The organism is Flammeovirga sp. SJP92 (assembly GCF_001583495.1).
GTDB lineage: Bacteria > Bacteroidota > Bacteroidia > Cytophagales > Flammeovirgaceae > Flammeovirga.
Window position 1 is genome coordinate 119,031 of the sequence record NZ_LQAQ01000111.1, and the last position, 20,117, is coordinate 139,147.

Consider the following 20,117-nt stretch of genomic DNA (forward strand, 5'->3'; position numbering starts at 1 on the left):
TTTCGTTTATATTTGGTTATAATTACAATTGGCATAAAGTCAAATTTTTTTATCATTCATCCTTACTAATGATGAAGCAATTAAGCAAAAGTTACATATTAACTCTATTTTTATTATTAACAACAGCCTTCAGTCTCATAGCTCAAGATAAGGTAGTGAAGGGTATTGTTATTGATGAGGACCAGCAACCAGTATACAATTCATTAGTATACCTTGATGGGAATCAGGTGGCTACTACAAGTGTTGACGGGAAATTTTCATTTACTACAGCAAATCCATCAAAAATTAGAAATTTAAACGTAATCAAAAGAGGATACAAGATGCAGACTTGGGCTTTTGAAAACTCAAATGTCATCAAAGTACTCTTAACGTTTGCACCTGTATATATTGACGGTGAAATTTTAAAAGATGGTAAGCCAGTTCCAGGAAAATACGTTAAAATCTCTGGTCAGAAGTTCAATGCGGTAAAGACCAACAATAAAGGTGCTTTCCAGCTGATCATTGACAGAAATTATAAAGTTCAGAGCAATACAATCTTTTTGGTAGACGGTGATCCAATCAAACAGAAATATGTAGAGTATAATTCACAGCTCAGCAAGGTGACAATTACATTGCCTTCTGAAAATGGAAAAACAGCTACTGCAAAAGTGGCAAAGAAAAAGACTACATCACCTTCAGTGGTTAAATCAAAACCAAAGGAGGATGATATCTATGTTGATCCAATTCTAGTTGTGGTTGTCTATGATGAAGATATTTCTCCTGCTGATTCTTTAAATGTGAGAATCGATGAGAAAAACTTTATCACCGATAAAAATGGTGAGTTTGAAGTATACGCCGACTCTTTAAGTGAAGCTAACTTTGAAATCGATGATTACTCTATCATTAAAACAAAGTATGATTATGAAGATAATTATATGTTTGTATACATCTCTGACGGATCTGGAGGTTCACAAGGAGAGACCAATATGGAGTACTCAGAAAACTTCCAAGCAGTATTCAACTCACTTGAAGCTGAAAAGCAATTGTTGCAAGAAAATGGAGCTAACTTAAGAAAGGAGATTCAAAAGATTTCTGAAAAGTTAGATAAAGATATCAATCCTAAGAATAAGAAATCGCTAGAGAGCTATTTAGAGCGATTGACAAATTCATTGATTGAGAACGAATTGAGATATGAGGAAGCACAATACAAAACATCTCAGATGTTAGAAAGAATGCGTAATCAAATCTCTAATCAAGAAACTACAATTGTTCAAATTGAGGAGGAGAAAGAAGAGGTAGAGACGGAAAGAATGCTATATTTTGTTGTAGCGGCTATTTCATTGATCTTGATCTTTGTTTTCTATAAAAACTCTCAGAAATTAAAAGAACAACGTGACGATTTACAAGAAATTACTGGCCGTTTAGAAAAAGCCAATGAGGAAGTTGTAAAATCACACGAAGAAATGCTTTCTGTAAAAGATATTGGACAGAAATTTACAGCAACACTAGATTTCGATAAGCACATGCTTGATTTGCAAGAGAGTGTGATGGAGTTGGTGCCTGCAAATACGTTTGGTATTGGTATTTACAATAAGTTTGACAAACGCCTTGAATTTAGAAATCAAGTGTCAGATATTGGATTAGAAAACTACTACAGCGTTTCTATTTCTGATGCCTATAGCTTAGCATCTTGGTGTTTCAATAATGAAGTGGAATTAATTATCAACAACTTTGATGAGGAAAGTCCGCTTTATATTCCACAAGGAAGAAGCTTACCGACAAAAATTAATCAATCTATTATCTATATGCCACTAATTGTGGAAACGAAGGTGTTAGGTGTGATTACAATGCAATCTAAAGAGCCAAATCAATACAATGATATCAATATATCTAATTTGAAAGCTTTGGCGTCTTATGCTTCAATTGCGGTAGCCAATTATATTTCTTACAAAGAATTGTCTGAGAAGAACAAGAGTATCACAGATAGTATGCGTTATGCTAAAACTATCCAAAATGCAATCTTACCTTCTGAGTCATTGCTTAAAGAGAACTTTAATGAACACTTTATCTTGTACCGTTCGAAAGACATCGTTTCTGGTGATTTCTACTGGTTCAAGCGTAAGGAAGTGAATGGAACTGTAATGAAATTTATTGCAGTAGTGGATTGTACAGGGCACGGTGTTCCTGGAGCATTCATGTCAATGATTGGTAATGCATTGTTGAATGATATTGTCAACGTAAAAGGAATTACTGATACTGTAGAGATCTTAAATGCGCTTAATGTTGGTGTGAAAGAGTCATTACAGCAAGAGAATTCAATGAATGATGACGGAATGGATGTAGCATTAATCGCTATGAAAGAGGAGAAGGATGGAGTTCATATTCAATTCTCTGGTGCTAAGCGTCCAATTTTCGTTTACACTCAAAAGAAGAAAGAGCTTGAGGTGATCCAAGGTGATATCAAATCAATTGGTTACTCAAGTAGAAAAAATAAAGAGTTTACAGATCATCACCTTGTATTGCAAAAAGATGACATTATCTATCTTTCAACAGATGGATATGTGGATCAAAATAATGCAAACAGAGAAAAGATCGGTTCTCTGAAATTGAAAGATATTATTGCTTCAAATGCATCGAAGACAATGGCTGAACAAGAAGAAGCTCTAGAAGAGATTCTTGATCAACATATTGTTGGAGAGATTGAACAGCGTGATGATATTACAGTAATGGGTGTGAAGGTTTAATTTTAAATCTAAATCCATTGAAAAGGCAACAGTTAACTTCAACTGTTGCCTTTTATTTTGTTCAAATTTAGCTTTCAAAAAACTGAATAACTACCTCTCTGAAACTTTTACTGACGGGAAGCTCTTCACCTCCAATTTCTACTAATTCTCTGTTAAATGCTTTTACATGTTCCATATTGACAATAAAAGATCGGTGGATGCGGATAAAAGTAGAGGGCAATTTAGTTTCAATAGCAGATAGAGTTTCTTTTGTTTTCCACTTCGTATTATTGTTACTGTAAATCATTAAATAATCCGCTTGACTTTCGATATAAAGAATTTCTGAAAAGTTGATTTTATGATGTTTTCGGTCTGCCCTTATAAATAAATAATCACCTAACACTTTCTTAAGATCGATGGTGTTGGCGGTATTCAAGGCTTCAAACTTCTCTATGGCTGACTTGAAACGTTCTAGGGAAACAGGTTTCAAGAGGTAGTCTACAACGTTCAGATCAAAGCCCTCAATAGCGTACTCACGATGAGCACTTATAATAATAACCTTAGGAGGTTTGGCTAGTGATCTTAAAAAATCAAGCCCGGAAATTTCAGGCATTTCAATATCCAAAAAGATGAGGTCCACTTCTTTTTGGACAATCTCAGTAAAACCAACTTGTGCATCCGCCGCTTCTCCAACAACTTCATATCCTTCTACCTGAGATAAGAAGTTTTTTGTAATTCTTCTTGAAATAGGTTCATCGTCTATAATTAAAACTTTTGTACTCATAATTGGATGGTAAGGACTGCTTTATAATAAGCTTCGGTTTGAATAATATTGAATTGATGACAGTTTGGATAATATAAATTAAGTCTCCTTCTTAGGTTCTCTAAACCTGTTCCTCCAGATTGGAAATATTCAATTTTTTGAGGTTTGCTATTTTCTACTTCAAAAATAAACTCCTTCTCTTGAAACGCAGTGATGATATTTAGATAGGCAGATTGACTTGTTTTTTTTATTCCATGTTTAAATGCATTTTCAACCATTGGAAACAAGAGGAAAGGAGTGATCTGAATCTCGGGATTTATACCTTCAAAATGCATGTTTAATTGAAAACGGTCATCTAATCTTAATTGTTCTAATGCAATATATTCCTGAAGTAATTTTACTTCTTTGACTAATGCTACTTTTTCTTCTTTGGATTGGTATACTAGGTAATCTAATAAACCACTTAATTGAAGTAAAACTTTAGGAAGATCATCACTCTTTTCAATGGCTAAACCATATATATTATTCAAAGTATTGAAAAGAAAATGAGGATGTATTTGTTCCTTGAGTGTATTTAATTCCAGTTCCTTTAACTGATATCCAATCTCTAGTTTTTCTTTTTCCAATTGATGGATGGTCTCTTTTCTTTCCTGTTCTTCCCTTATTTGTACTAGAGCAGTATACATGGCAGAGATGAAGAGTTGTACAAACCACAACATCGAAAAGTCATTTAAAATAGGGTTCATTTTTTCATATTGCAGGTCAGCAAATACAATCAAACAGCCTATTACCAATATCATTTGCACGTATGTATTAACAAGAATAGCATAGAAAAGATAGAGTCCAAATTTAAAGTATTTCTTTTTTTGCAGAAGAAATTTTTTTACCAAAGTATTACTAAGGTATAAGGTGAAGCCTATAGTAAAAGGAAACCAAATCAGACAAAAAACAAATGTATTAAAGTAATCTTGATGAAAATGCCCTAAGAATAAAAAGATAATTAAAAAGGAACATCCCCAATATATAACTTCGAAAGTAGTCCGGTGCGATATGAAATTTCTGAGCTGTATCATACTATAAATATTCGGAATTTTTCTGAGATATTATTTTAATGTCGATAATATTTCCTTTTTTGTAGATTAATAGTCAGAGTACGTAGATTAATCGATGGACTAATTCAGTAATCTACAGTTTTAGATTATCCTTCGATAAAAAAAGGTTATTGAACGACACTTTATATTTAGGATGATAGGGAGATGTAAGTTTGGGTATTCTTTAACTTTTTAAACATTAGACTTATGAATGCAATAGCAGAGTTTTTCTACATTGGTGGTATAGAAGCAATGACGACAATATCAATTTCAGGTATAGTAATGATAGCGTTGCTTGTTGTTCGAATTTTCAATATCAATTCCAGAAAATTCACCCCCGAAAAATCACTTTCTGTAGCAGGGGAGCTGGCAACATTCTCTCTTGTATTAGGTGTTTTCTTTCAACTGATTGGGCTGTACAGTGCTTTTGTACATATTGAAGCCGTAGGGAGTGTTTCAATGGGAATGTTAGCGGGTGGCCTGAAGGTGTCATCACATGCTACTTTATATGGCTTTTTCTATTTCTTAATCGGAAAATTGACAATCATAATTATCCGATTAAATGAAAAATAGGAATGATGCAACGATAAAAAATGCCACTTATTTGTAGTGAATAAGTGGCATTTTTTTGTGGTCATTATATCGTTTTATACAACGTAATATCAAGTGGTTTATCTTCCGCAGTAATATTTTTTGAAACAGGCTTCCCTTTACTGTCGATATAGGTTAGAGTATATTTTTTACCTTTATCAAGATAGAATTCAAGAATATCATTCATGTCTTTTGTTGGTCCTGCTGTAGTACCGTTCTCAATGACTTCATTATCTTTTGAAAGAGTAACTTGTGTTTCCACTCTGTTGTCACTGATTAATGTGCACTCCTTATTTTTGAACATTTTGACACGGACTGTAATTTTATCTCCTAGAGAAGCTCTTTTTGCTTCTTCTGCCTTCCAAAGACCAATATATCTATCAGTAACGTTGTACGCGTGAACATATCTGATATCATAATCCCATACTAATGGGAAAGCATGTTCTGCAGGTTTCCATGAAGAAGCATAAATCCAGTTTTCAGGCTTATTGACATCAGCTACGCCTGCATCTGCTAGGAACCAACCTTGATCTAACCCTGATGGGTAATACTCTGTGAAATACCAACGACCATTTACCCACACTTCATTCCAGTTGTGGTTTCCTTGTTTTAAAGTCCAATTAGGTGTTCCGGCTAAACGTGCTGGAATACCTACAGCTCTAAATGCATCCGCTAAAAGTACTGATAAACCAGAACAAGATGCTAGACCTTGGTCAATAGACTCATAAGGAGATTGATCGGGTTTTTCTCTTTCTGTCGAATATTTCACTTTTACCACATCAATGATTGTGTCATTTACAATTTTGATGGCTTCTTCAATCGTTTTGCAATCTTTGACTATAGGAGCAAAACGGTTATAAAAGTCTTGCCTCCAGTCATCTCTTCTCTCATTCATCAAAGCATAAGGAAGTACATCATTAAAAAAGATAGAATCAGGAAGGTTTTGTGCCCAAGGAAACTCTTCTTTTGCTTTATACCCTAATTCAACATTGTTGATAAGGTAGGAAGCAGAAAGACTTTTAAGGTCTCTTTCTGGCATGTAAGCAATCAGATAAGCCATACCATCTTTTTGTTCTTTCGAAATGCCATTAATAGCTTTTTCAATTTCAGTTTTATTGTTTCCAGCTTTCTCTAATGCTTTCTCTAATAAAGTATGATATTGTGGATTAACTCCATTGAATTTTGACTCTGAGCAACTCCATAAAGCTAGAGTGCTCAAAAGAATAGTAATAATTTTTTTCATGACCTTCAATTAGGTTTAATTGATGCTAAAATCAGTTTTATTTCATCGAAAGTCAAAATACAAAAACGGCATCATTATGAATAATGATGCCGTTTATTTCTTATTAATAATTGTTTATGCGTGTTTACTCTATACTTTCAAGCTCTTGAAGTATGTTGTGCGCAAGCATTGCATGAACTTTTTCTTTCTTTTCTAATTGAACAGCTTGTTGAGCAATTATTTTTGCTTCCTTATAATTCTTGTCTTTGAACAATAAACCTGCTTTAGTTTCAAGGTTCATACAAGTAGGGTGAACTGCAATTGCTTCATTAATCCATTTCAAGCCCGTTTTTACTTTCTCAGTTTCATCATAATAATTGTAGATGTTCCAGGCCCAGTTTCTATAAAGGTATGCTCTAACTTCTTGATCTCTATCCTTCAAGATTTCAACACCTTGTTCCATTTTGTTGTAAGCTGTATTAAAATCTTTAATGTTAAGATAATATGTAGGATTATAGGCACAGTTCAATGTTTGCCCTTGTCTTCCTAATTCTTTTTCTAGATAGGCCATCAATTCTTGCCAGCCTTTTGTGTCTTTTTTCTCTACGAAGGGTTTCATAGAAACTTTAGCGGCACCATTTATTGTCTGAATAATTTCTTTCACACCATATTGCTTTTCAATTTCTCTAGCATGTTTTATAACATACGTCAAGGCTTCAGAATGAAGGCCATTATGAACTGTAGCTTCTCGTAGTGCAAACCAAATGGTTTTTAATTCAATATGATCGTGCTTAATGTTTGTGAGAAAGGCAGATAAAAGTTCTGGATCATCCATTGAAGCTTTATAAGTGACATAAATGTATTCACTTAATTCTTGAATGGAAGAGTTTTTATTGACTTTCTTCTTCAATGTATATAATTGTTGATTGGGATCTTTCGCTTCTTTTGTACTTTTCATGAAGTCATTCTCAGACATATTTCCTACAAATAAGTGAAGAGGTTGATTGTTTTGATCTATGAAAAGAAAAGAGGGGTAATCGTGGAGTTTATATTCATTGACTAGCTTTTTTCCTTCCTTACTATCCGCGTCAATTAATAGTGAAACATAATTCTGATTGTAATAACTGCCTACTTTTTTCTCGTTGAATATTTCCTCCTGCATCATATTACAAGATTCGCAATAAGTAGTATATACAGTGATGAAAACATCCTTATTCTCTTTTTTTGCTTTTTGGAAAGCATCATCAAGCTTTAAGTTTTTGAATTGAATTGCTTGAGCACCAACTACTGTAGGAAGTAGTAATAAGAATAGTATTAGTGAGCGCATGAATTTTTTTAATTGGTAAAAAAAGAAAGAAGCAAGAAAACCTACTTTAATTTATATCAATGTAGGTTTCTCTAATTTTAATTTAATAATAAAAATACAAATATGGACTATCTCGCTAATCTTTTTCTTTGTGGCTGGTATTTTGGTTTCTTTTTCGATAGGGCTAATATAACTGCAAACAGAACTAATTGGATAGGAGCTATGGCCAATTGAGGTCCCATAAACATCCACATTTCATGTTTCATATTGGTGTAATGTTGCCAGTTCCACCATGATTTTGTAAACTCAGAACCTGCAAACCAAACAGGAATAAATAAGAAAATGCTGAGTAAAATAACTTGTTTCTTTTTCAATGCATTACGCCCCATATTTGGGATGAAGCTCAATGCACCTCCTACACTAATGGTAATCATTAACGCACTAAAAGCAAGTACGTAATAAATCCAGGAGAAGTCCATGCCGTATTTCATCCATAATGTATTTGAAACTTTAAGGATACTATGCATATTTTCTAAAGCAATTTTTGTCAAAAGCGTCATTACCATCAGAAGAATGCCTATATAAATAAAGGCATTTTGGATACTTGGCATCTTGAAAAGTTCTCCTAACAATCTTAGAGGTGCATTAAGCAAACGGAATAATATTGTCTTCAATTTGAAACCAATATTACTGCTACCTTGAAAAGGAGGTGGAGAAGGAAGTTTATTGTTTTTTCGTTCACCTATTCTATCATTCAATACTTCATGATAAGCATTTTTATCTCCATCAGTGGTCCAAACATATTTGGCTAATGTGGCACTTGCATAGGAAAAACCTTGATCAATGGCACCTTGAAAAACACTTTCTGGGACACCTTTTTTCTTGCACTCTACAATCATATACGGTTGATACCCTTCCACATCATTGTAGGTAATTATATCTGCTTCTTTAGTCGCTGAACCCATTTTTACTGGTACACAAACCCTTACATTTTCAGCAGGATATCCATGTTCATAAATCAATGAAAGATAAGTTTGAAGTTGAACTTGCTCTTCTGGATTGTTCAATGATCTTGTTTTTGTATGGGGCAAATAGGTGACATCATTCGTTTTATTGTTGATAAAAACGACTCTGTCTTTTTTTGCTTTAGACAGCCACTTCATGATAGTGTAAATTCTTAGATAAAAAAGTTTGATTTAATTGTATTGTTAAATATAAGAGTAAATATTCTTATTTTAAACATTATTATCTCATTTTTAAATCTATTTCTATTAATGAGTAAATAGTTAGGTTTATATATTTAACACTTTGTTGCTTTTCAATGATTTGAAACAAAAGAACTTAATAAATCTCAACTTAGCTCTTTTTAAGAATTGGCTTCATTACTTTTGGATTCAATTTTAAAAACTAGGAATAATTGAATATGAGAATTTTATTTGGAATTGCTTTACTGCTAACATTTTTTATTAACGAAACATCAGCTCAAAACTCTAATCAAGGTAATATTGAATTATCAGGAAGTATTGGTCCCGCATTTAGTAGTGGAAAAACTACTTTTTATGGTAATGCAGAATTGAATTATTTCATGAGTAGCAATATGTCTTTGACTGCGGGTTATGAGTTTTTAAATGAACGTCACTCATTAATTTTAGGCAATAGAATTTATTTCGTTCCAGATTTTCACTTTAGTATGAAGGGTGTATTAGTCAGTCAGACCGATTTTGCTCTTGGTGGAGGATATTCAAGAGGAATTGCAGATAACCTTGCATTACAAATTAATGGTGATTGGTATTTTGCACGAAGAATGTTTGCCTTGTCTTTTGGTTTAGCATTTAGAATATAAAAAAGGTGACCTCTGTGTCACCTTTCATTTTATAAATCTTCTTCAGGTTCTGGATAATCATCTAATGAGTTAATCACTGGAGGTTCATCTTCAAAGACTTCTACTTTCAAGCCGTCTTCTTCTGAAAGTCTTATTTTAAGTTGGTTTTCATTCTCAAAAACAAGAATCATTTCATCATTCAAATAAAAGTCTTCTTTAATTTTTGAAAGTTTTACTTCAGTGATAGTTTCATGAAGTACATCGGCCCAAAGGTCCATTTTAATGACTCTAAAGCTTTTGATATCAATTTTTCCCTGGAACTGCTCCAAAAGTTTTTTCCTTTCCTCTATGATGTCAAAAATCACGATTTTGATGCCATCACTTTCTTCACCAGCGGTAAAAGTCAACCTTGTTTTATCTTCAAAACGAAGTTCTAACCAATCTAAACATTGGTATTCTTCGTCGTCTTTGGCAATATTGCTCCAAACATGATAAATTACATCATTGATTTTTGCACCGGCCAATCCTTTCAGGGTGTTGATTTCACTTGCCTGAAATTTTTGAATTTCTCCTTCCATAATGTAAAGAAAAAGCCCTCAATTTTGATTACCAAGTGAAGTTAAAGATTTTAACATTTATTGCACGTTAGATTATCAGTTAGTTACAAAATGGTGGGCAACTCAATTATCACTCTTGCCGTTAAATTATTCTTTAAAATGAACTTTTAAGTTACTAGGTGATGAATACTTTATCGTTTTAACTTTATTCTTTGAATAAGATTTTTTGTGAAGTAAAACTCATTTACCAACTTTCAATTTTTTACTAACTAGATATGAAAAACTTAAACCTAATCGTATTGAGCTTATTTTCAATATTCAGTTGCGATCCAGAGAGTTATTGCAACAAAGAGACAGAAGATTCAGTAAGATGTAACTCTTGTGCTCATGTAATCAATTCCAAATGCCCATACGGTACTAGTCAACATCATTCATCCTGTTTTTATTATCCAAAAGAAGAGGATTGATTGTCATAAAAAAATAACCCTCTATTTGACACCGTATAGAAAATAGTTTCTTTATAGTGTCAAATAGAGGGTTTTCTTTTGAATTTAGATCTATTAGTAGAAATCAACCGTTACATTCGGCATGCTATTTTTGAAAGCATCTACTTTTTTCTGATTCAATTTCGTTTTGTAACATTTCAAACTCTTAAGTTTTGGAAGGTCAACCAATGGCTTTAAGTTATTAACGCTAGTATTATAACATTCAAAAGCGGTTAATTCCTTCATGTTAGAAACGTAAGAGATGTTTTTTACTTTCACAATACCTGAAACTTTAAGTTTCTGAAGCTGGTTTAAACCACCTAAAGCATCAAACTTAGTAACAATAGTGTTAGAAATATTGAGTTCCTTGATACCTTTTAAACTGGCAATAGGAGTAATATCTGAAACCGGGGTATTGTCACAAGAAAGTTTCTCTAATGTTGAGATATTTTTGATAGGGTTAAGATCTGTGATTCTCGTGAAAGAGATATCCAACGCTTTCAATTTATATAACATCGTCAACGGAGAAAGATCTCTGATTGCTTTGTGATTACTTAAATCAATTTCTTCAATAATATTGATTTTATGTAACTCGTACTTTGTTGGAACATCACCTTTGATCTTTGCTTGTTGATCAAAAACTTTTTGCCATTCAGTATTTAAGCCAAACCACCAAGTTGTCAATTTCTCTGTTCTGAAGATAATTTGAGCAGTACTTTCTTTTGAGAAGTTGATTACTGTAGCATCACTACATTGTGTATGATCTGCTTCCAATGTCTTCAATGAAGTCAATTTTCTCAAAGCTGAAATTGAGCTTACAGGTGTGTCATTGATTTTTAATCGAGAAAGTTTAGGTAAGTCCGCTAAGGGATCTAAGTCCGTAACTTTCGTTTTGTCTAATGTCACACGTTTTAATAATTTCAATTCAGCTAACACTTCAACAGAGTTTACATTCGTATTAGAAACATTAAGCACTGATAAATTAGGGCAGTTTTTTAATGGATCTAAAGAAGTGATACCAGTATTTGAAGCGTTTAATTTCTCTAAGTTGACCAAGAAACTTAATGGCTCAAGGTTTTGAATGCCATTGGTTGTTTCAAGGTTGATTTCCTTGATATTAGCAAGTTGTTGTAATTGCTCCTTTTCAGGGTTGCCTGATAAACCTGCGTGTGTCAATAATACTTTCTTCCATACTTCTGACATGCTATTCCACCATTCTTTTAATTGGTTAGAACCATAAATCACTAAAGTGTTAGGGTGCTTGCGCATAAAAGCTTGAGCAATGGAAGTATTAATGCCAGTCTCATCACAATACACTCTGTCCAGATTTTCAAGGGCATTCAATGGCGAAAGACTACTGATTTGAGTTTTGTCAGCAGATAGTGTTTTCAACGCTTTGGTAGTTGCTAATGAAGACAGGTCACCAACGTTTGTTTTGTCAATGGTCAATTGTTCCAATTTTGTTAATCCCATTAAGGCATCAATTGAATTGACAGGAGTGTTAGAAATGTCTAATGAACGAAGTGACTTACAAGCGTTCAATGCATCAATAGAAGCTATTTGTGTATCATTAGCCCAAACTACTTTTAATTTCTCCAAGTCTTCCACCGCAGAAATATCTGCAATGTTGGTGTTGAAGCAATATAATTCTTCAAGGTTTTCAAAGTTTTCAACAACTGTCAAATCTTCAATCTGAGTGTCATTGATCATTAGTACCTCAATGTTTGTACAATAAATCAGTGGATCTAATGAATTGATACCTGTCATTTCACATTTCAATGACTTCAAGTTTGTCAATGTTCTGATAGGAGAAAGGTCATTCACTCCAGTTCCAGAAATATTTAATTCCTCAAGGCTTCTCAGCTTACTTAAAGGAGCTAGGTCAATAATTTCGGGATTGAGAGAAACATCTAATTCCGTTTTTTGAAGGAAGTTTTCCAAATGTTTGAAGATACTTTCATCTAAAGCCACAGTACTGTCGTTTTTAGTGATCATTACAGTGTCAATTACAGAAACAACTTCTCTTAAAGGGATGTTGTTTTCAAGCGTAATGCCATTACCAACAATTCCTCTCCAGGTGTCATCCAATTTATTCCACCAAAGTGCCATGTCTTCTTTTTGACTTAATTTGGTAGTGTAAATTGAAGCAATTTTAAGATCAAGCTCTTCAGGGTCAAGGTTGATCTCAACAAAGCGTTCCATTGAATTTTCAAGTGTATCACCACTTACAGTGATACCATCTAATTTTCTAGTCAATGTAACAGTGAAATAAAGAACGCCTTCATTGGTGACACTATGACTGATATTTTCAATGATAAACTCGAAATTAGCTTGCTTAAAGAAGAAGTCTACATCTTTCAAATAAGCTTGAGCATCCTTATTGGATACCACTTGACGGTTTGGATCTAAATCGTCTTCAATTTGAGTTTTATCTGAAGCAAATACTTTCAGATACGTGTCATTGATGATAATTCCTTTTTCTTGGTTAGTGTAGTCTTCACCTGCAATATCATTGAGCATTCCCTCAAAATACATTACTAAGTCTTTTGCCTCAGATTTGTATTGATTGAGCTTCTCAGCAGGGATTTCATTTTCTTGACCATCTTGAGCATTTACTTGAACAGAAACACCAAAGAGCAAGAGCATTAGAAAGATAAGATACCCGTTTCGCATCTTTAATTATGGTTTACTTACTAAAAATCAACATTTAAATAGTTCAGATATAGATTAATTCTTGTGAAGGACGTACCTTCTCATGGTTTCTATATCTTCTTCTTTCAGTGGCATTAATCCAGAAATCAACCATCCAGAGTTGTATGAATCTCTTTCAAATTTTTCAACTGTAAAATACCAACCGTGAATTTGGAATACGTGAAACTTGATACTCTCAACAGTTACAAATTTCAAGTCGCCCGTTTTTATTAAATAGAAAAGAATACTAGTATAATCTACTTCATATCCTTTTGAAGCATAATCTTGAATTTCTTTTTTGTCACCAAAAGCTCTATGCAAATTCATAAAGTCAATTTCGTGACTCATTGGGTGAAGGAAGTTTCTTTTTGGATCGTTATCGCTAAATAGCTCATTCCAGTTTTGAGAATAAACATCAGAAATAGCCCACTTAAAACCCAAACTATCTAGTTCCTTGACCATATACAAAGTAACGTTCACATTTCGTCCATTGTATAAAAATCTAGTATTTACTTCTGCAAAATACTCACCATTATATTTTTCGATGTATTTGGGGGACTTAGAATCAGTTACATCAGTAATGAAATCATCTTTCATCTGACGTGAAATACCCGTGTTTTGTCCATCAAATAAAATCTCCATATAATTTTTTCTGTATGTGTTTTCTCTAAACTTATAAGAGCCTGTAGGGTAGGGTTGTCCGTTTTTGTCTTCTTCGTTGTTGAATCGTTTTATAAATTGCGTAAACTGTTTTGTTTCCGCATATAATTTGGACTCATCCCCCTTATAATTCCCTATAGTTTGGGAAAAACTCATTTGACAGCAAACGAGTAAAAAAAATAGTGTAAATAACTTTCTCATGTATATGAATAGAGCTTGATTGCTATGTTATTGTCTAAATACTAGGACAGAAGAAAAAGTACAACCTAGAGTTGTTCGTTTACTTTTGTACTGATACTTAACAATATCATACCAACCAAGCTTTATGAATGCTAATTTTTATTAACCTTTTTTCGTTTCTGATACTCTGATGTCACCTAATAGTACATCCCAGAAACCAATTTCTCTACCACCAATTTGTGTAGTTTTGCGCTCCACATAAACCGTGATGTCCTTTTTAGTGATGTCTTTGTATACCAAACCGTCTTCAGTTACACCTGTAAACTTTTGGTAGATTGTAATCACACCAACGTAACGGCCGTCAGGTTGTTTTTCAAGATCTGAGATATATTGAATATCAAACCAGTCAATATTGACAGACTTATAGTTCAATTTATTTAAACGCTCTAAATACTTACGAATGCCGAAGTATCTCACTTGTTTCTTACCTAAAGTCGAAACACCCATTTGAGCATCTTCCACGAAAAGTTCCAAAGCTCTTTCGATCACTCTGTTTGCTTCAGAAAATGAAGTTTCTTTATCACCAATTTTGCTGATATACTTACTCAAATCATGTACTTTCTCAAGTGCTAAAGAGTCAATGGCCACCTTTCTAGCAGGAGGCATCGGAGGCTCTTCTTTTGGAGCATCTTGAGCAAAAGCTTGAAGTCCAATCAAGCAGAAAAATAGGATACTTAATTTTTTTATAGTATTCATAATTATATGATTTCAATAATTTTTAAACCTGTAATCCGACCTTTGCGGTCAATGCCTTCAATATCTTTTGCTTTGATAATGATGCCATGATCAGGCATTTTACTCACCCTGATTAAATATTTTCGAGGGCTATAAAACTTATCTTCCAAATTCGTTCCCATATAATCCACTTCAACTTTTGCCTTCGGAGCAAAAAGACCACTAGCATAATCAATCAGACGTCCAACTTCTTTTGGTGGTGTTTTTCGATCTGAAATTTCCTCAAATATTTCATTGAGTTTTAAGGCTAGTACTTCTTTTGTGCCACTCTGTGCATAAGAGTAGCTAGAGGTAGAAAATAGAAACAAGAAGAATAAAAGATACTGAAGAGATTTCATGGATTATCTTTTCTTTAAAATTAATTCAGTGATTTTGCCGTTAGCATCCTTCTTAAATTCTTTGATTTGATCAGGATTACGCTTAACGTCTTTAAGGTATTCTAAATACTTTTGAGCAGTTGTAGGTTTGTCATAATCGACAATATCACCATCATTATAAATTTCAATCAATACAGGAACATCTGGAGAAGAGAACATTGATAAAGCTTCAGTGATCATTAAATTACCTTCTTGCGAAGAGCCAGATCCAGCAATATTATCCAATAAATAGTAAATGTCTCTTTTCTGCGCTTCTTCTACTACTGTTTTTTGAGCTTCCTCTTTCGCTTTTTGCTCTTCCGCTAACTTTTTTTCTAAAGCTTCACGAGACATTTGAAGATTTTTCTCCACCTGTCCAATTAATTCCTTTACTTCAGCATCCTCTAAGTTGTAAGATTTAATTTCTTCAAGACGAGCTTCATCGGCAGCCACTTCATCCAACGAAGTATATTCTTTGCCAACCATTGCTCTTAGGTCAGCCTGTGCTTTGTTTGTTTTGGCTAGTAGTTCTGCTTGAGCTTGTTCCTCAGCAATTTTCTTTTGGCTTTTACATCCTGTAAAAGAAATAGACACAATCAATGCCATGATTAAGGCTGTAAAAATTGATGTTTTGTTCATTTTAGATAATTGTTAATTATTCCTTCATTGAAATTTCAGCACAATTTATGGCTTAATTATAAATAAAAAATGATTCTGCGGAAGAAGCCTTTATATTTTTCAATGATTTGCAAATTTTAAGATCTTTCATTGGAAAAATTGAAAATTATAACTTATTCAATAATAGCATGGAGATTGGTCTGTAATTTTCAGAATTGATTTTAATAAAAATTGACCAATGATAGATTCTGAATAACATCATCATCAAAATCTATTTATAGTTTAAGTATTACATTTTAAATTCAAACCTTTTTTTTTAAAAAGCTGTCAGAATAATTGAGAAGGGAATGTCTATTCTCTTCAGCTTAAAAACAAAACTGTAAATACTCTTAAAATGAAAAAACTATTAATTCTGACTTTTATTTTATTGTCATGCAAACTATTTGCTCAAAAAGAGATCAAAGAATACATCCGGACGGATGCTTGTGAAATCAAATCGATGGATATCAATCATCAAGACAATACGGATTTGAAAGCAATCAAATCAGCAATAGGTGATTCAAAGATTGTTTTATTAGGGGAACAAGATCATGGTGATGCACCTACCTTTCTAATGAAGGCGAGGCTTGTGAAATACTTGCATGAAGAGTGTGGGTTTGATGTTATCGCTTTTGAAAGTAACTTTTATGATTTACAAGGAGCTTTTGAAAGAGACTCCCTAAATTTTGAAGATGCACATAAGGGTATCTTCCCAATTTGGACTCAATGTAGTGAGTGTGATCCACTATTTTCATATTTGGAGAACACATTGAAATCGAAAGATCCACTTTATATTTCAGGCTTTGATATGCAGCTTTATTTTAATGAAAATTATAGAAATGAATTTAGAACTTTTTTAAAGGAAAATAACCTTAAAGTTTCAAATGCTGAACGATTCTTCAAAGTGTTTGATGTGTTAGTGAAAGATAATAAAGCATATGATTTAGAGGAAGAAGAATTGAGTTTCTATTTCAAAGAACTCGAACAACTTTATACTTCTTATCCTAAAAATGATTTTAGGAAGCAAGAATTACATAGCTTGATCGGTCACTCAAAGATGAGAACTGCTTCAAATATTAGAGAAACACTAAATATTCGTGATAAGTACATGGCTGATAACTTACTTTGGTTGTCTAATAAGCGTTTTAAGGATGAAAAAATCATAGTGTGGGCGCATAATTTTCATATTGCTAGAAATACAAGTAAGAAAGTGGTGAGTCTTGGAGGTGAGGTACATAAAGTACTTGGAAGTCAAATTTACAGTTTAGGATTTACTTCATTTAGTGGAAGTACAGGCTGGACAAATCAAACAGATGCTCTTCATAATTATGATATAAAAGAGCCTCATAGAAGCAGTATTGAAAACGATTTTAAAGCTCTAGGTTACAAACAAGCTTTCCTTGATTTTAGATCATATTCTGGTAAGAAAAAAAACTTCAGCATGAAAGGACTTAGACATAGGGTAGAAGTCAGAGATTGGATGAATATACTTGACGGAGTAATTTATATTGAGGAAATGAAGCCCTGTACAAAGAAAGAAGGTTCCTTGAAAACACAATAGTCATTTTACATTCCTCTTACGATGAGATTTAATGGTGAGAGGAATTGTATTTTTTTATTGCTGAAGTAAAAATAGATTTGTGAAAGCAAATAATCATAAGTGGCGTTATTAATTGTGTTGATACTTATACTTTCTAGTAGTATTATTGTCTGATAGCAATCTATAGAAAAAATAAGCACATGTTTTTTTGTGTAAACACAATGAAGAACACTACTGAAGAAGCAAACAACTGTATAGAATTACTCGGCCAAAGTTATGATGAGTATAACGAGTATAATGAACATTACACTCAATATTTGTCACATGTCATAGTTGATATGGATAAGTTTAATTTGTCATTTAATGAAATATGTGAAATTCTATCCACTCTAGAAGAATTAAGTAGTTTAACCATTAATTCAGCCCATGAGTTTCCATTAAATCTTTTGATTGATGATAGTATACTACAACTAACAGGTTTAAGTGAGTTAAATGTCTCATTGAATTGCCCTAATAGTACAATAATACTCAACAACTTTGATGATGAAAATCTAAAGCTAGATAAGCTAAACTTAGAAGCTGATATTATTCTCCTGGAAACGGAAAAGTTTAATTGTCAAGAAATATTTATTTCATCAAACCAACAAACAAAATTTAATTCAAAAGTTAGTTTTAATAATTTACTCACATTTGAAATATATGGTAAAGTTGAAAGTTTGCCAGCTGATTTATTTTTATCTGAGACTCTTCAAAAAGTGACATTGAATAAGCTGACTACCTGTAAACTTCCTATTAAAGCAAGTTTGCTAAATTTAGAGGAGTTTTATATTTCAGATAGTGCAGTTAATGAGCTTCCGAATAAGATTTTCAAATCCAGGGGAATTAGACGCCTTAAGATAGATAACATTCCAATTCAAAATCTTGAACATTGTTTTGAGGAAGGGGTGAAGTATAATCTAGATTATTTAGTAATATGTAATACTAATATTACTATCTTGCCCAAGCCAATTTTAGAGAATAATAAAAATTTAAGGTATCTTGACTTAGAGAATAACAAATTAATTTCATTTCCTTCAATCCTTGTTAATAATCAAAGCTTTTCAGAACTCAATGCCAGTAATAATTCATTCACTGTATTAGAAGAACCATTTATTGAAAATGATGTTTTAGAAAATCTAAATATTAGAGGTAATTCTTTCGTGAAATTGGATGGTAGCTTTTCACAATTAAGAAAAATTTCATTTTTAGATATAAGGTCCTCAGATCTTAAAGATCTAACAGGTATCCATCAATTAAAATCGTTAAAATCACTCAATATCAACTTTGATGAAATAGAGATAGGCTTTAATGATTTATTCAAACTAAGGAAATTGAAATGGCTGAAAACATATCCAATTGGTAGTGTAGTTTCTTCACCATTAAATGATGCTCAAAAGTTAAGGTTAATACACCTTCTTTTGAATAATAGCCCAATTGATACATATACGAAATATGAATTGCTATTAATGCTATGTATATCTAATGGACGTTTAAATCAAGAGGCAAATCAAGAACTTCATAATAGAAGGGTTGAAAATACTTCAATTGACCCTCAGTCTAAATTTTTTCTTTTGGGAAAATTCTCAGAAAATAAAACTATTATAAAAGAAAAAATAAATACTCTTCCTTTTCAGGTGAAAACAAAATTTGATGAGGAGGTGACACATTTAGTAGTTGGCAAAACTCCAAAAGAGGTTATTAAAATTCCAGAGCAGTTAATCAATAGATGTATTATGATTGACGAAAGACAGTTGACCGAGTTGAAAGAGACTGCTTCGCCTTCTTTCTTAATGGAAGAGGATAAAGATATGATAGAAAATTTAAATAATTTTTTAGATAGTGATGACCCAAATAATTTAGATCTAGCTATAGAGCTGATGAATACTGGAGGAATTCCTCAAGTGCTTTTCGAGAAAGTATTTTACATAATGCACTCAAAGTTAGCTTACAAAAAACTTCTACCTCTATTGGAGAAATATACACCAGATGACTATAGAAAGGCTCTCTCATTCAAATTAAGGTCTAATAAGATTTTCACCGCTAGAAAGGGCTGTAAAGAGATAATCAATAAATTTGAGTTTGTATTGACAGAACATCAGATAGCAACAATGCTTACATATCATTACAAGAAATATAATTTTGGTTTGGATTCAATTCTGTCAATCGCACCACTTTGTTCAGACCTTCGAAAGGAGATGTACAGTAGTATAGGACTTTTTGAAACTGACGTAATCAGATGGCATGATATCAGAAAACTTGAACATAAAAACCTTCCTTTTCCAAAAGATTTACCCTATTTCCATAAGGTGAGAAGTTTTATTTTTAAACCAAATAACCCAAAGAAGTTTTACCTAAATAACAATGATCTCGAGTTATTTCTAAATTTAGAAGAATTGGTATTAAGCAAGTTGAGTATGTTTGAATTCAGGTTAAACGATAAGTCTGTCAAAGCCTTATCCAATTTGAACAAACTTGATTTAAGTAAAAACAATTTAACGAATGAAAACTTCTGTTACGATGTAAAACACCTCAAATCTTTAAAGGTCTTAGACCTAAGAGGAAATAAAATTACAATAATCCCCGAAGATGTAAGAGAAGCATTACAGGGGTGTGAGATACTTTTGTAATGAAGTTAAAAACAACAAAAACAACTTTCTGGA

16 protein-coding genes are annotated in these 20,117 nt (G+C 32.7%); 5 read left to right on the forward strand and 11 right to left on the reverse strand.

Annotated elements, in window-relative coordinates; translation table 11 throughout:
• Positions 1-68: 68 nt before the first annotated feature.
• Positions 69-2,723: a GAF domain-containing SpoIIE family protein phosphatase gene (locus tag AVL50_RS28525; protein ID WP_082796047.1), complete on the forward strand. Its 2,655-nt coding sequence runs from the start codon at positions 69-71 to the stop codon at positions 2,721-2,723.
• A 67-nt stretch (positions 2,724-2,790) separates the two neighbouring features.
• On the opposite strand, the gene AVL50_RS28530 is transcribed toward AVL50_RS28525, so the two are convergent.
• Both AVL50_RS28530 and AVL50_RS28535 read right to left on the reverse strand, forming a co-directional pair.
• On the reverse strand, positions 2,791-3,486 hold the full coding sequence (locus tag AVL50_RS28530) for a LytTR family DNA-binding domain-containing protein (protein ID WP_062620791.1): 696 nt from the start codon (positions 3,484-3,486) through the stop codon (positions 2,791-2,793).
• Positions 3,483-4,265 carry a sensor histidine kinase gene (locus AVL50_RS28535; protein WP_062620793.1) on the reverse strand — a complete coding sequence of 261 codons (783 nt, stop codon included), beginning with the start codon at positions 4,263-4,265 and terminating at the stop codon, positions 3,483-3,485. The genes AVL50_RS28530 and AVL50_RS28535 overlap by 4 nt, the downstream gene beginning before the upstream one ends.
• 498 nt (positions 4,266-4,763) lie before the next feature.
• On the opposite strand from AVL50_RS28535, the gene AVL50_RS28540 reads away from it, so the two are divergent.
• A complete protein-coding gene (locus tag AVL50_RS28540) occupies positions 4,764-5,129 on the forward strand; it encodes a hypothetical protein (protein WP_062620794.1) in 366 nt (121 codons plus the stop codon).
• A gap of 64 nt (positions 5,130-5,193) precedes the next feature.
• On the opposite strand, the gene AVL50_RS28545 is transcribed toward AVL50_RS28540, so the two are convergent.
• From AVL50_RS28545 to AVL50_RS28555, 3 genes are all read right to left on the reverse strand, one after another.
• Positions 5,194-6,390, reverse strand: coding sequence for a transglutaminase family protein (locus AVL50_RS28545; protein ID WP_062620796.1), 1,197 nt, complete (start codon positions 6,388-6,390; stop codon positions 5,194-5,196).
• Positions 6,391-6,514: 124 nt separating this feature from the next.
• Positions 6,515-7,696: a DUF255 domain-containing protein gene (locus AVL50_RS28550; RefSeq protein WP_062620797.1), complete on the reverse strand. Its 1,182-nt coding sequence runs from the start codon at positions 7,694-7,696 to the stop codon at positions 6,515-6,517.
• A 107-nt stretch (positions 7,697-7,803) separates the two neighbouring features.
• Positions 7,804-8,838: a type I restriction enzyme HsdR N-terminal domain-containing protein gene (locus tag AVL50_RS28555; protein WP_062620799.1), complete on the reverse strand. Its 1,035-nt coding sequence runs from the start codon at positions 8,836-8,838 to the stop codon at positions 7,804-7,806.
• 260 nt (positions 8,839-9,098) lie between these two features.
• Between AVL50_RS28555 and AVL50_RS28560 the strand changes: the two genes are divergently transcribed.
• Positions 9,099-9,518, forward strand: a complete 420-nt coding sequence (locus tag AVL50_RS28560) for a hypothetical protein (protein ID WP_062620801.1) — start codon at positions 9,099-9,101, stop codon at positions 9,516-9,518.
• A 29-nt stretch (positions 9,519-9,547) separates the two neighbouring features.
• Here AVL50_RS28560 and AVL50_RS28565 read toward each other — a convergent pair whose 3' ends face one another.
• The 6 genes from AVL50_RS28565 to AVL50_RS28590 form a co-directional block, all read right to left on the reverse strand.
• Positions 9,548-10,075 (reverse strand): hypothetical protein, encoded by a 528-nt coding sequence (locus tag AVL50_RS28565; RefSeq protein ID WP_062620802.1) that lies wholly within the window; start codon positions 10,073-10,075, stop codon positions 9,548-9,550.
• A gap of 539 nt (positions 10,076-10,614) precedes the next feature.
• Positions 10,615-13,212 (reverse strand): leucine-rich repeat domain-containing protein, encoded by a 2,598-nt coding sequence (locus tag AVL50_RS28570; protein WP_157491647.1) that lies wholly within the window; start codon positions 13,210-13,212, stop codon positions 10,615-10,617.
• 54 nt (positions 13,213-13,266) lie between these two features.
• Complete coding sequence (locus AVL50_RS28575) at positions 13,267-14,046, reverse strand: hypothetical protein (protein ID WP_062620806.1); 780 nt, start codon at positions 14,044-14,046, stop codon at positions 13,267-13,269.
• A gap of 186 nt (positions 14,047-14,232) precedes the next feature.
• Positions 14,233-14,826, reverse strand: a complete 594-nt coding sequence (locus AVL50_RS28580) for a hypothetical protein (protein ID WP_157491648.1) — start codon at positions 14,824-14,826, stop codon at positions 14,233-14,235.
• A 2-nt stretch (positions 14,827-14,828) separates the two neighbouring features.
• Positions 14,829-15,203 (reverse strand): hypothetical protein, encoded by a 375-nt coding sequence (locus AVL50_RS28585; protein ID WP_062620808.1) that lies wholly within the window; start codon positions 15,201-15,203, stop codon positions 14,829-14,831.
• Positions 15,204-15,206: 3 nt separating this feature from the next.
• Positions 15,207-15,860, reverse strand: coding sequence for a hypothetical protein (locus tag AVL50_RS28590; protein ID WP_062620809.1), 654 nt, complete (start codon positions 15,858-15,860; stop codon positions 15,207-15,209).
• Between the two features lie 373 nt (positions 15,861-16,233).
• On the opposite strand from AVL50_RS28590, the gene AVL50_RS28595 reads away from it, so the two are divergent.
• Together AVL50_RS28595 and AVL50_RS28600 are read left to right on the forward strand one after the other, a co-directional pair.
• Complete coding sequence (locus AVL50_RS28595; protein ID WP_062620811.1) at positions 16,234-17,439, forward strand: erythromycin esterase family protein; 1,206 nt, start codon at positions 16,234-16,236, stop codon at positions 17,437-17,439.
• Between the two features lie 200 nt (positions 17,440-17,639).
• Positions 17,640-20,084, forward strand: a complete 2,445-nt coding sequence (locus AVL50_RS28600; protein WP_062620813.1) for a hypothetical protein — start codon at positions 17,640-17,642, stop codon at positions 20,082-20,084.
• Positions 20,085-20,117 lie beyond the last annotated feature (33 nt).

Bases quoted from the DNA above. Each gene is read 5' to 3' on its own strand.
- AVL50_RS28550 (WP_062620797.1), bottom strand. From the start codon at position 7,696: ATGCGCTCACTAATACTATTCTTATTACTACTTCCTACAGTAGTTGGT.
- AVL50_RS28560 (WP_062620801.1), top strand. From the start codon at position 9,099: ATGAGAATTTTATTTGGAATTGCTTTACTGCTAACATTTTTTATTAAC.
- AVL50_RS28545 (WP_062620796.1), bottom strand. From the start codon at position 6,390: ATGAAAAAAATTATTACTATTCTTTTGAGCACTCTAGCTTTATGGAGT.
- AVL50_RS28535 (WP_062620793.1), bottom strand. From the start codon at position 4,265: ATGATATTGGTAATAGGCTGTTTGATTGTATTTGCTGACCTGCAATAT.
- AVL50_RS28570 (WP_157491647.1), bottom strand. From the start codon at position 13,212: ATGCGAAACGGGTATCTTATCTTTCTAATGCTCTTGCTCTTTGGTGTT.
- AVL50_RS28565 (WP_062620802.1), bottom strand. From the start codon at position 10,075: ATGGAAGGAGAAATTCAAAAATTTCAGGCAAGTGAAATCAACACCCTG.
- AVL50_RS28590 (WP_062620809.1), bottom strand. From the start codon at position 15,860: ATGAACAAAACATCAATTTTTACAGCCTTAATCATGGCATTGATTGTG.
- AVL50_RS28525 (WP_082796047.1), top strand. From the start codon at position 69: ATGATGAAGCAATTAAGCAAAAGTTACATATTAACTCTATTTTTATTA.
- AVL50_RS28595 (WP_062620811.1), top strand. From the start codon at position 16,234: ATGAAAAAACTATTAATTCTGACTTTTATTTTATTGTCATGCAAACTA.
- AVL50_RS28580 (WP_157491648.1), bottom strand. From the start codon at position 14,826: ATGAATACTATAAAAAAATTAAGTATCCTATTTTTCTGCTTGATTGGA.
- AVL50_RS28555 (WP_062620799.1), bottom strand. From the start codon at position 8,838: ATGAAGTGGCTGTCTAAAGCAAAAAAAGACAGAGTCGTTTTTATCAAC.
- AVL50_RS28600 (WP_062620813.1), top strand. From the start codon at position 17,640: ATGAAGAACACTACTGAAGAAGCAAACAACTGTATAGAATTACTCGGC.
- AVL50_RS28540 (WP_062620794.1), top strand. From the start codon at position 4,764: ATGAATGCAATAGCAGAGTTTTTCTACATTGGTGGTATAGAAGCAATG.
- AVL50_RS28575 (WP_062620806.1), bottom strand. From the start codon at position 14,046: ATGAGTTTTTCCCAAACTATAGGGAATTATAAGGGGGATGAGTCCAAA.
- AVL50_RS28530 (WP_062620791.1), bottom strand. From the start codon at position 3,486: ATGAGTACAAAAGTTTTAATTATAGACGATGAACCTATTTCAAGAAGA.
- AVL50_RS28585 (WP_062620808.1), bottom strand. From the start codon at position 15,203: ATGAAATCTCTTCAGTATCTTTTATTCTTCTTGTTTCTATTTTCTACC.